Source organism: Algoriphagus aquimarinus (assembly GCF_007997215.1).
GTDB lineage: Bacteria > Bacteroidota > Bacteroidia > Cytophagales > Cyclobacteriaceae > Algoriphagus > Algoriphagus aquimarinus_A.
The window spans coordinates 17,161-31,889 of sequence record NZ_VORW01000021.1; the positions used below are offsets into that span (position 1 = coordinate 17,161).

At 40.1% G+C, this 14,729-nt stretch carries 12 protein-coding genes; 8 read left to right on the forward strand and 4 right to left on the reverse strand.

The window, feature by feature from the left end; genetic code table 11:
- Positions 1-54: 54 nt before the first annotated feature.
- The 3 genes from ESV85_RS18935 to ESV85_RS18945 form a co-directional block, all read right to left on the reverse strand.
- A complete protein-coding gene (locus tag ESV85_RS18935; RefSeq protein ID WP_146920403.1) occupies positions 55-759 on the reverse strand; it encodes an RsmE family RNA methyltransferase in 705 nt (234 codons plus the stop codon).
- A 77-nt stretch (positions 760-836) separates the two neighbouring features.
- A complete protein-coding gene (locus ESV85_RS18940) occupies positions 837-2,639 on the reverse strand; it encodes a DEAD/DEAH box helicase (protein ID WP_146920404.1) in 1,803 nt (600 codons plus the stop codon).
- Between the two features lie 359 nt (positions 2,640-2,998).
- A complete protein-coding gene (locus ESV85_RS18945; RefSeq protein WP_146920406.1) occupies positions 2,999-3,844 on the reverse strand; it encodes a DUF2911 domain-containing protein in 846 nt (281 codons plus the stop codon).
- A 185-nt stretch (positions 3,845-4,029) separates the two neighbouring features.
- Between ESV85_RS18945 and ESV85_RS18950 the strand changes: the two genes are divergently transcribed.
- Positions 4,030-4,950 (forward strand): 2-hydroxyacid dehydrogenase, encoded by a 921-nt coding sequence (locus tag ESV85_RS18950; protein WP_146920408.1) that lies wholly within the window; start codon positions 4,030-4,032, stop codon positions 4,948-4,950.
- Positions 4,951-4,956: 6 nt separating this feature from the next.
- A complete protein-coding gene (locus tag ESV85_RS18955; RefSeq protein WP_146920410.1) occupies positions 4,957-5,799 on the forward strand; it encodes a universal stress protein in 843 nt (280 codons plus the stop codon).
- 92 nt (positions 5,800-5,891) lie between these two features.
- Here the strand turns inward: ESV85_RS18955 and ESV85_RS18960 are convergent, their stop codons facing one another.
- Entirely contained in the window at positions 5,892-6,620 is a 729-nt protein-coding gene (locus ESV85_RS18960; protein WP_146920412.1) for a tetratricopeptide repeat protein, read from the reverse strand.
- A 326-nt stretch (positions 6,621-6,946) separates the two neighbouring features.
- Here ESV85_RS18960 and holA point away from each other — a divergent pair, with 326 nt between their 5' ends.
- The 6 genes from holA (at position 6,947) to ESV85_RS18990 (ending at position 14,728) form a co-directional block, all read left to right on the forward strand.
- A complete protein-coding gene (gene holA / locus ESV85_RS18965; RefSeq protein WP_146920413.1) occupies positions 6,947-7,975 on the forward strand; it encodes a DNA polymerase III subunit delta in 1,029 nt (342 codons plus the stop codon).
- Between the two features lie 108 nt (positions 7,976-8,083).
- Complete coding sequence (locus tag ESV85_RS18970) at positions 8,084-11,071, forward strand: tetratricopeptide repeat protein (RefSeq protein ID WP_146920416.1); 2,988 nt, start codon at positions 8,084-8,086, stop codon at positions 11,069-11,071.
- Between the two features lie 3 nt (positions 11,072-11,074).
- Positions 11,075-12,793, forward strand: coding sequence for a TonB-dependent receptor (locus tag ESV85_RS18975; RefSeq protein ID WP_146920418.1), 1,719 nt, complete (start codon positions 11,075-11,077; stop codon positions 12,791-12,793).
- A 68-nt stretch (positions 12,794-12,861) separates the two neighbouring features.
- On the forward strand, positions 12,862-13,647 hold the full coding sequence (locus ESV85_RS18980) for a hypothetical protein (RefSeq protein ID WP_146920420.1): 786 nt from the start codon (positions 12,862-12,864) through the stop codon (positions 13,645-13,647).
- 1 nt (position 13,648) lies between these two features.
- The gene (locus ESV85_RS18985) at positions 13,649-14,335 is read left to right on the forward strand and encodes a MotA/TolQ/ExbB proton channel family protein (protein ID WP_146920422.1); all 687 of its coding nucleotides are present in this window, start codon (positions 13,649-13,651) and stop codon (positions 14,333-14,335) included.
- 3 nt (positions 14,336-14,338) lie between these two features.
- Entirely contained in the window at positions 14,339-14,728 is a 390-nt protein-coding gene (locus ESV85_RS18990) for an ExbD/TolR family protein (protein ID WP_092898692.1), read from the forward strand.
- Position 14,729: the final 1 nt, after the last annotated feature.

The window sequence follows — 14,729 nt, forward strand, 5'->3', positions numbered from 1 at the left end:
ATGCAATAGTTTCTTCAACAAGTACTTTAACTCCTGAAGAAAAAAACGAATATTTTAACGATTTAGTGTTTGTAGCATTTGAACTACTGCTAATCCTGCTGTTTCTGTACGTAGTCTAGCTTTGCCAAGGGATACAGGTTTGAAGCCAGCTGCAAATGCCTTTTCAATTTCGACTGGATCAAAATCGCCCTCTGGACCTACTAAAATCAGATAGTTACCATTGATCTTTGCACTGTCAAACAAGTGATGATCATGATGGTCATCTACGTAAGCGATGAATTTCTGATACTCTTCAAATTTATCAGACTCGAGAATTTCTTCCAGCTTTGAAAAAGCATGAAGTTGAGGAATTCTATATTTTAAACTTTGCTTGCAGGCTGAAATAATCTTTTTCTCCAATCGATCAGTCTTGAGATAGCTCCTTTCAGAATTCATGGTTTCCAAAAGTGTGAGTTCATGAAAGCCGATCTCTGTGATTTTTTCTACCATCCATTCCATCCGATCAGGACTTTTGGTAGGAGCAATTGCCAAATGAATGTGAAAATTATCTTCCGCTACTTCTTTTGTATAGAGAACTTTCAGGGTAGTCTTTTTTGGATTCGCTTCCAGGATCACGCATTCGAATAGAGTTCCTGCTCCATTTGTGACATGTACCTGATCGCCTTGTTTTTTGCGTAGCACTCTGCAGAGATGCTTGGATTCATCAGGCTCAAGTGTGATTAGAGGAGGGGAGATGTTTTCTTGAAAAAAGAGTTGCATGGGCAAATTTTCTAAGACACAAAAAAAGCACATTTCCCGAGGAAATGTGCTTTAAACAATATAAACCTTTAAATCTATTAACCTTTTGAAACTTCCATGCTAACGCTCTTGCCTTTGATGGTGTTGTTCTTCATTCCGTTGATTACTTGATCAGCGTCTTTAGTAGGAACATCAACGAAAGAGAAGTTGTCATAAATGTCGATGCCTCCAATGCTACGTCCTGGTACACCAGTTTCGCCTGCGATTGCACCTACGATATCATTTGGACGGATTCTATCTTTTTTACCAAGATTCAAGAATAGACGAGTCATATTAGCTTCACGCACACGCTCAGGTCTGTTGCCTCCATCTCTAGAGCCACCTTCACGGTTGCCGAATTCTTTTCTGCGCTCACCACCTCTTTCTCTGTCTCCGCCTCTATCTCTATCTCCACCTCTTTCATTGCGACCACCGAAACGATCTCCACGATCTCCTCTGCCACGATCTCTTCCTCCGTCACGTCCGCCATCGCGTCCACCTTCTCTTCTTCTATCTCCACCGGATGCATCAATGCTGAAGTTCTGATCAGCCATTTCTTTAACTGAAGAACCCATTACAATTTTGATCAAACCAACTGCAACCTGATCAAGAGTAAGACCTTCAGCAAGCATCTGACCGATAGTTGCTTCGAAAACTTGATTGTCTTCTTCTTTCTGTACTTGCTCTGTTACGTCTTTTACGAATTTAGCTTTCTTCAATTCGATCAATTCAGCAGCAGAAGGAGGGGACATCTTCGTGATAGTAGCTTTGGTATATCTTTCCAAATCTCTCATCTTGAAGCTATCTCTTCTACCAGTCACGAAGCTGATTGCTTTACCGTTTTTACCTGCACGGCCAGTACGACCAATTCTGTGTACGTAATATTCTTCGTCTAATGGAAGGTCAAAGTTAAATACTGCCTCTACATTGTCAACGTCAATACCTCTTGCTGCTACGTCTGTAGCAACCAATACTTTGCAATGTCCCTTACGGAATTTGCCCATTACTTTGTCTCTCTGAGCTTGAGAAAGATCACCATGAAGTGCATCAGCGGCGATTCCCCTAGCGATCAAGCCTTCAGTTACCTCATCTACCATTCTCTTAGTATTACAAAATACTACGCTTAGGTTGATGTTGTGAACGTTCATCAGACGAGCTGTCAATTCCAATTTCAATTGGGACTTAACTTCGTAGAATGTTTGCTCGATGTTAGAAACAGTAAGTTCCTTTCTGTCGATTTTGACAATCTCAGGATTCGTCTGATACTTTCTAGTCAAGTCCATGATAGGCTTGGCCATAGTAGCAGAGAAGAATACTGTTTGTCTTTCTTGAGGCATTTCCTGAAGAATTGCTTCGATATCGTCTCTGAAGCCCATGTCTAGCATTTCATCTGCTTCATCCAATACTAGGATGCCAACAGAATCAAGTTTCAATGTGCCTCGGTTGATGTGATCTTGTACACGACCTGGAGTACCAACTACGATCTGAACGCCTTTACGAAGAACTCTGATCTGACGATCGATTGACTCTCCACCATATATAGCTACAGAATTAATCGCTCTGTGATATCTAGCAAGTTTTTGGATTTCGCCTTCTACCTGAACAGCAAGTTCACGAGTAGGGCAAAGGATGATTGCTTGAGGCTTGTTGATATCAGCATCAACCAAATCAATGATTGGGATAGCAAAAGCTGCTGTTTTACCTGTTCCGGTTTGAGCTTGTCCGATGACATCTCTACCCTGTAGGATAAAAGGAATTGATTGTGTTTGAATTGGGGAAGGTTGGGTATAGCCCATCTCTTCCACTGACTTAAGAATTTCCGCAGAAATCCCCAAGTCTGAGAACTTTAGTGTTTGATCCATGATGTTTCCTTAATTTCCCTGCCATTCGGTCCTAATAAATATCCCGACAAGCGACAGTAAGGAATTCACGGCATGAAAAATTGTTCTATGTCTTATTGACGGCACAAAAGTAAGATTAACTTTTTTAATATCCAAACTGTCTCTGAAAATATTTAGAATATTACTTAAATAATGAGGCGTTTTAGCAAAAAATATTTGGTTTGACACTTTGTAAGTATCTCCAAACAGGGATTACTATTGAAAACTTATAAAATTCATCCATAAAAAAAATTAAGCTGCCCGATGGAGAGCAGCTTAATTGGATGGGATTCAGATTCCAAGCATACTATTCTATAGTACTTGGCTACTTAGCCTTTGATTTATTTCAGTGACTTGATGAGTCTTTCATTTAATCCTACGTAATCCTGATTTCCTGCTTCCTCTGCTAAATCAATTGCTTCTGCAGCAGTTTCTACAGCATTCGTTTTTTTACCTAAAGCAGCCTCTATCTTAGCTTTTAGATGCATTGTCCAGTATTTAGGTTCTTGTTCCACCGACTCATTTATCCAGTTATATGCTTGGTTGATATCCTTATCATTGGTGTAATAGTAGCTAGCAGCAGAATATAATAGGCTTGGATCTGTGCTTTCTCCGTCAATTATATACTCTTTGATCTGAGCCATCACAAGTGGATCTACTTCTGTTTCAATTCTAAAATCAACTCTTGTATTCTCCCATTTCAAAGAAAGGTCAGAACCTGTGTCCGTCATGTTTGCAAAGCTGATTTCGAAGGTTTCATTCTTCTTTTTAAGCTTGACAGGCGCTGCTTTGAATCTGATTACATCATCACTTTTATCATAACCAATCGCTCCCCAAAGCTTAATGTTTTTGGAAAGAATCATAGTCCAATCCGATTTTTCAGGAATAGCGTAAAGTGCATATTGACCTGCAGGGATACTCGTGCCGTCAATGATCACGTCAGTTGAAAATGAAAGAACCGTGGCGCCGTTTGCTCCTGTTCTCCAAACCTGTCCGAAAGGAACCAGCTCCCCAAAAATTTTGCGATCCTTCGTACTTGGTCTACTGTAGTCTACAGTCACATCTGTCAAGCCTACTTTCTGGGCAATCTTAGCAGATGGGGAAGCCTGAGGCATTTGGATTTGCTGGGCGAAGGAAACTAGGCTAAACAGCAAAAAGGCTAAAGTGAGTGAGATTTTTTGTTTCATTGAAATTGAAGTTTTAATTTGGTTTAAAGTTACTTAAGCGTAAAATTTGATAGGATGTTTTGAAACGCTATGCAATTTGATGCTTTTGAGTCAATAGTATAAAACTCAATGCTCATTTTTTTGCGATGACAAGAAGGTTTTCTGTTGTTTTTCATCCTCAATTTATATCCTCCGTATAGAACATTATGAGTTTAGCTATTATAAGTCCCGGTAAAAACCCGGACGTTTGGATCAAAGAATTTAAAGCCCTTGCACCTGATTTGGATCTTGAGGTATATCCAGAAATCACCCAACCAGAAAAAGTCGAATACGTCTTCCTCTGGCAACATCCAGAAGGAATCCTTTCTGATTTCCCAAATCTAAAACTGATTAGTTCGATGGGAGCTGGTGTTGATCACATTTTGCGGGATAAATCAATTCCTTCCTCAATACCTATAGTGAGAATAGTGGATGAAAAGCTTACATTTTCTATGACCAACTATGTGGTGATGGCAGTGCTGAATTATCATAGGCAGACCGCTCGCTACCAAATGAACCAGACTCGAAAAATCTGGGATATGAGTTCTCCGGAAATGGATGTGACTGTAGGCGTGATGGGAGTGGGAGCTCTAGGAAAGGATGTAATGGACAAGCTCCACTCTATGGGATTTCCAGTGGTTGGGTTTGGCTTTTCAGAAAAATCTGATTTTGAATACCCATATTATACTAAAGACAAATTAGATGAGTTTTTAAAAGAGGTCAATGTTTTGGTTTGCCTACTTCCTCTAACTCCTGATACTGAAAATATCCTCAATGCCGAGCTTTTCGCAAAATGCAATCCTAATACCTACCTTATCAATGTAGCTCGCGGTAAGCATTTAGTTGAGGATGATTTGATTAAAGCTTTGGATAATGGTCAGCTTTCTGGGGCTATGCTTGATGTGTACCGCGAAGAACCCTTGCCAAAGGATCATCCATTTTGGGAGAATTGGAAAATAGCGATGACTCCACATATAGCAAGTGTGACCAATCCACAGGCTGCTGCACCGCAAGTAATAGAGAATATTAAGCGGGTCAGGGAAAATAGAGAACTGGTAAATGTTGTTAATCGAACTAGAGGGTACTAACAAGCTATGGTGCAAACTTTTAAAATATTATGTCCTACAGATTTTTCTGAATGCTCATTGAACGCTATTGAGTATGCTACTAGATTGGGCGAAAAGTACAAGGCAGATTTGATTTTGTTTCATGTACTGAACCGGGAGGATTATGAGAAACTGTCACCTTCCGATGCATTAGGTAAGCATCAAATGGACTTTGTACTTGAGAAGCTTCAAAACCTACAAGATGCTGTCCTTAAGGAAAGCTTAAAGAATGGCTTGAAAAGTTGCATTTCTATAGTGAAAGAAGGCAGTATTGTCAAAGAGACACTTGAGTATGCTACTGAAATAAATGCAGGGTTAATTGTAGTAGGTACAGAAGGAGTTAATGATTTCAGAGAAAATATCATAGGCTCTCGTGCCAGTAGAATCGTGGAGCAGTCTGATCGGGATATTCTAGTAGTACCTAGGAAAGTTTATTTCAAAGCTCCCCGCAAGCTTGTCTATGCAAGTGATTACTTAGAAGAGGATAAAATAGCTATTCAGAAAATAGTGGAAGTGGCCAAGTTTTTTGATTCTGAGATTGATTTGGTTCATGTGAGTACTACGCACAAAGCGCTGGACAAATCTTTGCACATGACTATGGTAGAGGAAATCAAACCTTTTATTAAGTATGATAAAGTAAATTTTATCTTGAAATCTTTCCGCGATGACGTTGCTTTGGGATTGGAGAATTACCTGCAAACTGCAAAGGGCGATATCCTAGTTACGCTAAGTGAGAAAAAGTCTTTCTTCGATCAGATTTTTTCGAAAAGTTTATCAAAAAAAATGGCCTATTTCATTAATAAGCCACTTTGGGTGATTAAATCTTTTTAAGTTTTTTTTATCACTTAGGGCACGAAGAAAGGCGCAAAGGACGCTGCATGATTTAAGTTATAGCATCTTTGTTTTAGAAAAGCCAAGCCCCACTAGTCATTCTTTTTGCCACCAAACATGCTCTTCAAATAGTCAGTAAATTCTTTTCTTGCCTTAGCATCAGTGAAAACAGCTCCAAGTGTATTCATAAAATGGCCAAAGCTCATTTCTTTCTTTTGCGATGGAATTACAGGCCTAGCTTTAACTTTTGGATCAATCTCAGGGAAGTTTGAGCTTTCTTCAGCTGGATTAGGGCTTGGTATGGAAGGGTCTTTTGATTTGTAGCCGACCAGATCGTCTGCCTTTTCGAAGCTCTTCTTTGATCTTTGTTGATAGCCTAATTTCTCTTCTACCATACCCTTATTGTTATGCGAGACTGCATCTTCAGGATCAAGCTCGATGGCTGTTTCATAGTCTGCAATTGCTCCTTCCAGATCACCGATTCTATCTTTGAAATAAGCGCGACTACTGTATCGATAGGGGTTTTTTGGGTCTAGATTGGCTGCTCTATCCAGTTCGGTGAGTGCTTCTTCATTTCTTTTTAGCAAGTGCAAAACCACCGCTCGGTCAGAGATGAAATCTGTATTGTATGGTTCTAGAGAAGTGATCAGGTCAAATTCCACCAAAGCCTCTTCAGTTCTTCCTAGTCGGGAAAGTATTCTGCCACGACTAAGATGAAGCTGTGGCTGATCCGGATTGGCTTTTACCAATCCATCAAAAATGGCCAAAGCCTCCTCAAATTTCCCTGATTTATATAATTCTATTCCTTTTTCGAAGCTCATAATGTTTTTTTTTAACCGCAGAGTTCGCGGAGATTACGCAGAGGCCGCAATATTTTATTTTACTACTCTTTTTAAATATCAATTGTTTTCAGTCTATCAGACTGAGCGCTCGCCTGCCGTTGGGCGACATGTCGAAATTCGTGTTGCTTCAATTTTCTAAATATTTTCTGAGGCTCATTACTTTTACCTCAAACTTTTCACTTTCTAACTCCTGCTACACAAATACAAAGGTAACTCCTGAATAGTTTACCAAAGAATCTTTCCTTGGTTTTTGCAGGCAAATGGATAGGCCTGTTATCTTTAAGGCTTGAGAATATTCCAAATTTATGCCCCAACAACCACAAGCTGTACTTAAGGATCTGAAAGCGAAAAAGTTCGCTCCAATTTACTTTTTGGATGGGGAGGAACCTTTCTTTATTGATCAGATCACAGACTTCATTGAGAAGAATGCGATTGCAGAGCATGAGCGCGGATTTAACCAAGTGGTGCTTTATGGAAAAGACTCCAATGTCGGCATGATCCTCAATAATGCGAGGAAATTCCCCATGATGTCAGATCGTCAAGTAGTGATCGTAAAGGAAGCCCAGAGCTTGTCTGATCTAACAAAAGAAGATTCTCAGAAATTGCTAGTGAGCTATGTACAAAACCCACTTCCAAGTACGATTTTGGTTTTTGCTCATAAGTATAAAAAACTGGATGGAAGATCTGCGCTTTACAAAGAGCTGGATAAGAAAACTGTCTATGTTCGCTCGGACAAAGTCAAAGATTACAAGCTGACGGATTGGATAGAAGGGTTTATCAAGGAAACCGAGCATTCGATAGATACGCGTGCAGCATTACTTTTGGCGGATTCTATCGGTAATAACCTGGAAGTGCTTTCCAATGAAATAGGGAAGATGCTGATCAATTTTCGGGAGCCTACGAAAATCACCAATGAGCACATTTCCAAGTACATTGGAATCAATAAGGACTACAATAACTTTGAATTTTTGAAAGCAATTGGATTTAAAGATGTGATCAAAGCAAACAAGATCATTCAGTATTTCATCCAGAATCCAAAGGCGAACCCGGTGATTCCTATGTTTTCACTGATGTTTAACTACTTCACCAGAATCGCTTTGATTCATCAGGCGAAGAAAACAGGAGCAAATGAGCAGCAGCTAGCCAGCCTTTTGGGGTTGCCTCCTTTTGTAGTCAAAGAATATATGGTAGCGTCCCGAAACTACAATTTGGGCAAGGTAATTGATGTGTTCGCATACATCAAAGAGGCGGATCTTCGTTTCAAAGGAGTTGACTCCGGAAGTATGAGCGAAGCCGAAAACCTCCGCGAGCTTGTTTACAAGATTTTGCATTGATTACCTAAGCCACACTATGAAATCGAGTATTTCGTAACCATCAAAAGGTGAAATACTTATTACCAATACGAGATTCCATATGGCCTTTAAAGGACAAATTTTAAGCATATGAAATATCACCTTGTGCTCCTTGCGAGCCTTGGACTTAGTTTGGAGGCGTATTCCCAGTCTAGCCTCTACCAGACCAGTCCACAACAGAAGCTAGATCACAATCTGGAGCTTTTTGAGAAGCAGCTTTTTTCAGCAAGTATCTATGATAATACCAGGCTTTTAGATAAGCCTGTAAACTCTGGTCAAGCAAAAAATGCTGAATTAAATCGAGCCATGGCCGCCCTACAGGTAGAAAGCCCAGACGGAGCTGGTTTGATGAAAAGCTATATTTATGATCATGGAAATGATCCTTCGGTAACAACTGCGGGATTGTATCTGGGAGATCATTTTTTCTTCAAAAGGAATTTTCCAGAGGCGATAGCTAGCTATAAGTTGGTGAATACCGAAAAGCTGACTATTGAGAACCGAGCCGAAGTGCTTTTCAAACAAGGATATTCTCATTTTCAACTAAATCAATACGCAGAAGCTGCTCCTTATTTTGATGCAGGCAAAGCGCTAAATCAGCAGGCGAGTTTTGATTCCTATTATTACAGTGGCTTTATCGCTATGGAAAATGGGGATACTGCAAAAGCCATTTCTGATCTTCAAACTGCTTCCCAATCTACTTACTATGCTAATAAGGTTCCGTATCTATTGGCAGCCCTATATTACAAGCAAGGTAGCTACGATCAGTTGATCAGTTTTGCTGAGCCAAAATTGATAAATGGTCAAAACCTTGAGAAAAGGGAAGTGATTTATTTGTATTTGGCGGAAGCTTATTATGCCAAAAAGAACTTTCCGAAAGCGGCCGAAAACTACGATGCTTATATCAATTCCCGTAAAGGTGAATTGGGACGAGAGGAAGTCTACAAAGCGGGTATTTCTCAATTTGAAATCAAAAACTATCAACGAGCTACTGATTACCTGAAAGTGTCTGCATCAGCAGATGATGAAATTGGACAAGCTTCCAGTTATTACCTGGCTCAGTCGTATCTGAAACTTGAGAATTATCAGTTTGCTTCCACGAGCTTTCAGTCAGCGGCAAAATCTGACTTCAATCCTGCAATTAAAGAAGAATCCATATTTAATTATGCTAAAGTGAATTTGCAGAAAGGTAGTTTCCAGTCTGCGATTACTGCTTTGGATGAATATATAGACAACTATCCTTCGGGAAAATATAGAGTAGAAGCTGAGAATTTACTTTCTGAAGCTTTAGTAAATACCAACGATTACCTACGTGCCATCGATCAGATGGATAAAATCGCGAATAAGTCACCAAGAATTCAGGAAGCTTACCAAAAGGTAGCATTCTATCAGGCTATGGTTTATTACCGTGATCAGAAATGGAATCCAGCTTTAGCCTATTTAGATAAATCGCTGAAATATCCAGTTGATAAAAGCATGGTATTAGATTCCTATTTCTGGAAAGGGGAAATCAGTTCTGCAGCGGACAATTTGCCGCAGGCGATCAAATCATACGAGCAAGTGCTAAGTAATCGTCCATCTGGAAATAATGGTACGGTTGCCAAAACCCATTACGGACTTGGTTACGCTTACTTCAACTCCCAGCAATATCCAAAAGCTGAAGAGCAGTTCAGGAAGTTTACAGAGAATCGGCAGATCATTGCCAACAAGCAGCAATACGATGATGCAATTTTGAGACTAGGCGATTGCTACTATGTGCAGAAGAGATTTGGCGAAGCTGCTTCTACTTTCCAACGAGCAATCAATGAGGGGAATTCGGGAGTTGATTATGCTTACTATAGATTGGCTGTGGTGCAAAATTTCCAATCTAGCAATCAGCAAGCACTAGGTCAATTGGATGTGCTGATTTCTCGCTATCCGAATAGTTTGTACTTGGAAGATGCGCTTTATCAGCGAGGACAGATCTATATGGAAGAAACCAGCTATCAAGCTGCTTCTGTTTCGTTCTCTGATTTGCTGAGCACCAAGCCAAATAGCCCATTCGTTCCTTATGCATTGGAAGGTAGAGCTGTGGCGAATTTCTCACTTCAGAATTACGATCAGACAATTAAGGATTACAGCACAATACTTAATAATCACCCCAATGCAGAAAATGCTGAAACTGCGCTAAAAGGTCTTCAGGAAACACTTGCTCTTCAAGGAAGATCCGGTGAGTTTTCTGACTACTTGACCAAATACAAAGGAGCTAATCCAAGTAATGGAAGCGTTCAATCTTTGGAATTTGAAGCTGCCAAAGGGACATTTTTCGATAAGAACTATTCCCAAGCCATACGAGGTTTCGAAAATTACCTGAAAAATTATCCGCAATCAGCTCAGCGGGCAGATGCACTTTATTTCTTAGGAGATAGCTATATGCAAGTGGGTGATACGGAAAAAGCGCTCGCGCAATTCAAAACATTAGAAAGAGAGCCAGCTTCTCCGCAGCGTCTTCGTGCTATGCAGAAGATAGGAGCGATTGAGTTGGAAAGAGGGAACTACGAGCAAGCAATTCCATACTTGGAGACTTCTGTGCAAAATGCACGTAGCAAACCTGAGGAAGCCGAGGCTGTTCAAGGGTTGATGATTGCGAATTTTCAGACTAAGAAATATCAGCAGGCGATCTCACAAGCTGAGCGTTTGGCTACTTTGGATGGAGTCATTCCTGAATCTTCTCCAAAAGCCTTACTTATCAAAGCAAAATCTCAACGGGAATTGAATCAAAAGCCACAAGCTGAGTTAACACTAACTGCTTTAGTTGCTGATTACAAAACGGAGCAAGGAGCCGAAGGGCTGTATTTATTGGCATTAGCTGCCCAAGAGAAGGGTGAAGTAGCACAATCTAACGACTTGATATTTGATCAGTCAGGCCCATTTGTCAATTATGATTATTGGTATGGGAGGATCTTCTTGCTTTTGGCAGATAACTATGTGAAAAGCGGGGAGGAGTTCCAGGCGAAAGCGACCTTGGAATCTATCGTAGAGAATTCTACTAATGCAGAAATCAAACAAATGGCTCAATCCAAACTTCAAACCCTTAAGTAAACCATGAAAAAGCTAGCGAAAACTATCCTTTTTACAGGAATTATAGGTTTGACATCCGGTTTGGTCATGGCGCAAACCCAGCAAAGGGGAGCGGTAACTGATCAGGAGTTTGTAATCCGAAAAGACCGTGTCCTCACGGTGCCAGTACAGCCAAGAATGTACGAGAAACTGCCTGTGCTTCCTAAGCCAACAGGAATGAATGAATACAAGTATTTGGTAACAAGCTATCCTTTGAATCTGAAACCATTGGATTTGAAAGCTGAGCCTTCTCAGAAAGTCTATACTCCTGAGCGAATGGAACTATATCCAGGATATGTGCGCGCAGGCTATGGTAATTTTGCTTCTCCGTTGTTGGAGGCCAGATACATGGGGATTGACATTGCTGATTTCAATTATTCACTGCAATTGAATCATCAGAGTTTTGGAAAAGGCCCTGTATTGGCTGAAGAATCCAAGGAGTCTCATACGAATTTAGGTTTTGACGGAAGTTACTTTACAGATCTATTTGAGGTCTTTGGTGGAATCAGTTGGAATCAGGATAGTTACCAGTTTTATGGTTTAGATCCTAGGTATACGCTTGATGATAATGGCGCCTTTAAAGGATTTGATAGCAACGTGTTACAGGCCGTTGAGGTGAAAGCAGGGATTCGAGAGCTTGAGAAAGTTGGTCCTTTTTCTTATGAAGGTCAATTGAGTTTTAGAAACTTCACTGATAGCTACCTAGTCAAAGAAAATCAGATTGGAGTCGAAGCAAGCGGGACATTCAGACCAACAGATGACTGGGTTGGGAAAGTTGGGTTTTCCTATTTCAGTACTAGTCCTGAAGATGTGAACTATTCATTGAAGAGAACATATTTTGCTATCCGTCCTACGATTTCTTACAAGTATGAAGCATTTAATTTCACAGCGGGAGTCAATCTAGTTTCTGAAAATGATTCTTTGGAAAATAAAGCAAGCGATTTTCATGTCTTTCCTGTTCTAAAAGCCAATTACCAGTTTGCTGAAGAGTTTGGCTTTTTCGCAGAGTTCTCAGGAGATGTGAAACGAAATACCTATTACAGTTTTGTAAATGAAAATCCATATCTGGGACCAAGTGAGCAATTGCTTAATACAGTTCAGAATTACAAAGTTGAAGGCGGGATAGAAGGTCAGTTTAATGGCGCATTTAGCTATCGCGGCGCGATCAATATGAGCCGTTACAATCAGATGTACTTCTTTGTGAACAATTACACCAATAATATGATGACTACTGATTCGGCGAGATTCAGCTTGGTGTATGATGACAAGACCACGGTTTACAATATCAATGCTGAGCTAGGATATAAATTCTCAGACATGTATTCACTTAACAGTAGGTTGGATCTGTACCAATATAATCTAAGTACTCAAGCTGAAGCTTGGAATAAACCTGTTTGGGAATTGAGAATTAACAACCAAGTGACACCTCTTGAGCGTTTGATCGTTCAGGCAAATTTGAATTTGATGGGCGGAATAAAAGCTCGTGGTCGTGATTTGAGCGATGTCGTAGGATACAGTGGGCCGTATGATGTAGTCAACTTAAAAACCATCGCAGATCTGCAATTGAAAGCGGATTATGGGATCACCAATAGAATCTCAATTTTTGCCGAAGGCAATAACATTCTGAATGGTAAAAATATGCGTTGGCTGAATTATCCAGTGAGAGGAATTCAGTTTATAGGAGGGGCTTCCTTTAAATTCTAAGATTGTTTGAGGCTTTGGGTTGGGGTTTAGGCTCAATTCATTTAGTTTCGTAACATTCCCCGAAAGCAATGACTGGTAAAACCACAGATAATAAGCATTGGACTGATCCTAAGGACTATGGACTTCCATTTGTAGAAGTTGTTCCTTTGGCAAAAGCCGAAATCCCAAAGAAAGAAGAGGAAAAGGTAGTCCCTATTGATGTAGAAGAAGTCAAAAAGAAGACTATTCAAGCTATTAAACCTTCATTTGTTGAGAGTGAAAAGGTTTCTAGATCTGAATACAAAATTGAGAAAAAAAAATCCAGTAATTCTTGGGTTTGGATTGCTGCGATTTTGGCGGTGACTGTAGTCGTCGTGATTATTTGGCAAATGAATAAATCTGTAGTTCCAACTCAAGATTCTAGCGTACTTATTTCAGAATCTATAGAAGGCGTAGCCGCAAAGGAAAATGATGAAGTAGCTGTCAATTCCACCCTAAGTGAAGAAACACAAATACCTGACAATCAAGATAATATTTCAGATTCTATAAGTTCTGTTACACCTGTCGCTGAATCAGCTCAAACTGGTACAACTATTGCGTCTACGGTGTCTGGAACTTTGGTTCGCGTTACAGAAAAAGCTGATCGCCCTCAATTCTTTATTATAGTGGGAAGCCTTCCTAATGAAGCTATGGCTTTGGAAGAAGCAGAGCAATATAAAAATAGAGCAGAGACGATTTACCTGATTACACCATACGAAGACGTCACAAACTATCGTTTGGCAATAGGGACTTCAAGAGGCTGGACAGCCATCAATGAAGAGCTAGCTCGAATCAAAGACCAGTACAAAGAAGATTTATGGATTTTGAAATATTAATATGATTCTACTTCAAACGCTCTCTACAGATACACTTTCTGCAGCAGATAGCCTGGCGATGGGTGCCACCAAAAATAACATAGGACTTCTTGACCTTTTAATCAAAGGCGGATACATGATGGTTCCGCTTTACCTTTTGTTCATTCTTGCGATTTTCATCTTTATTGAGCGATTAATCACCCTTAATAAAGCATCTAAAACTTCCTCGCATTTGATGGATCAGGTGAAAGTATTGGTGCAAAGTGGACAGACGGAAAAAGCAAAAATACTCTGCGCTGGTGAGCATACTCCAGTTGCAAATATGATTGCTAAAGGAATTGAGCGTATTGGATCGCCGCTGAAGAATATAGAAGTAGCTATTGAGAACGTTGGTAAAATCGAGATTTACAAATTGGAGAAAAACTTGAATCTCCTGGCAACGGTGTCTGGTGCAGCTCCTATGATTGGCTTCTTGGGAACGGTTGCCGGTATGATTCAGGCATTTATTGCAATAGCACAAGAAGAAGGAATGGTTTCACCCAAACTTCTTTCCGAAGGTATCTACGAAGCGATGATCACCACTGCAGCAGGTCTGGTAGTTGGTATTATTGCTTACTTGGGTTATAACTATCTAGTATCAAAAGTGTCGAAGCTTGTTCATAACATGGAATATTCTTCGATAGAATTTATTGATTTGCTTCAAGACTAATCTATGGGACTTCAGGCTAAAAATAAAGTAGATCCTGCATTTAGTATGTCATCGATGACAGATATTATATTCCTGTTGTTGATCTTCTTTATGCTTACTTCTTCCTTCATTACTCCTTCAGGTTTGCCTGTGAACTTACCTTCCAGCGAAACTTCGGACATCATTATGCAGGAAGTTAGCGTTACGATCACTAAGGACCTTAAGTATTCTGTCAATGACAAGATTGTCCCAAGGGAACAAATCAAGGGAGAATTGACTTCTTTACTAAAGGATAAGAAAGGTCAAGTCGTGTTGCATATAGACAAAGATGTTCCAGTGGAGTATTTAGTGGAGATCGGAGGAATTGCAGCAGGATTGGAAGCAAATGTTTCAATCGCAACAAAACCATTCTAAT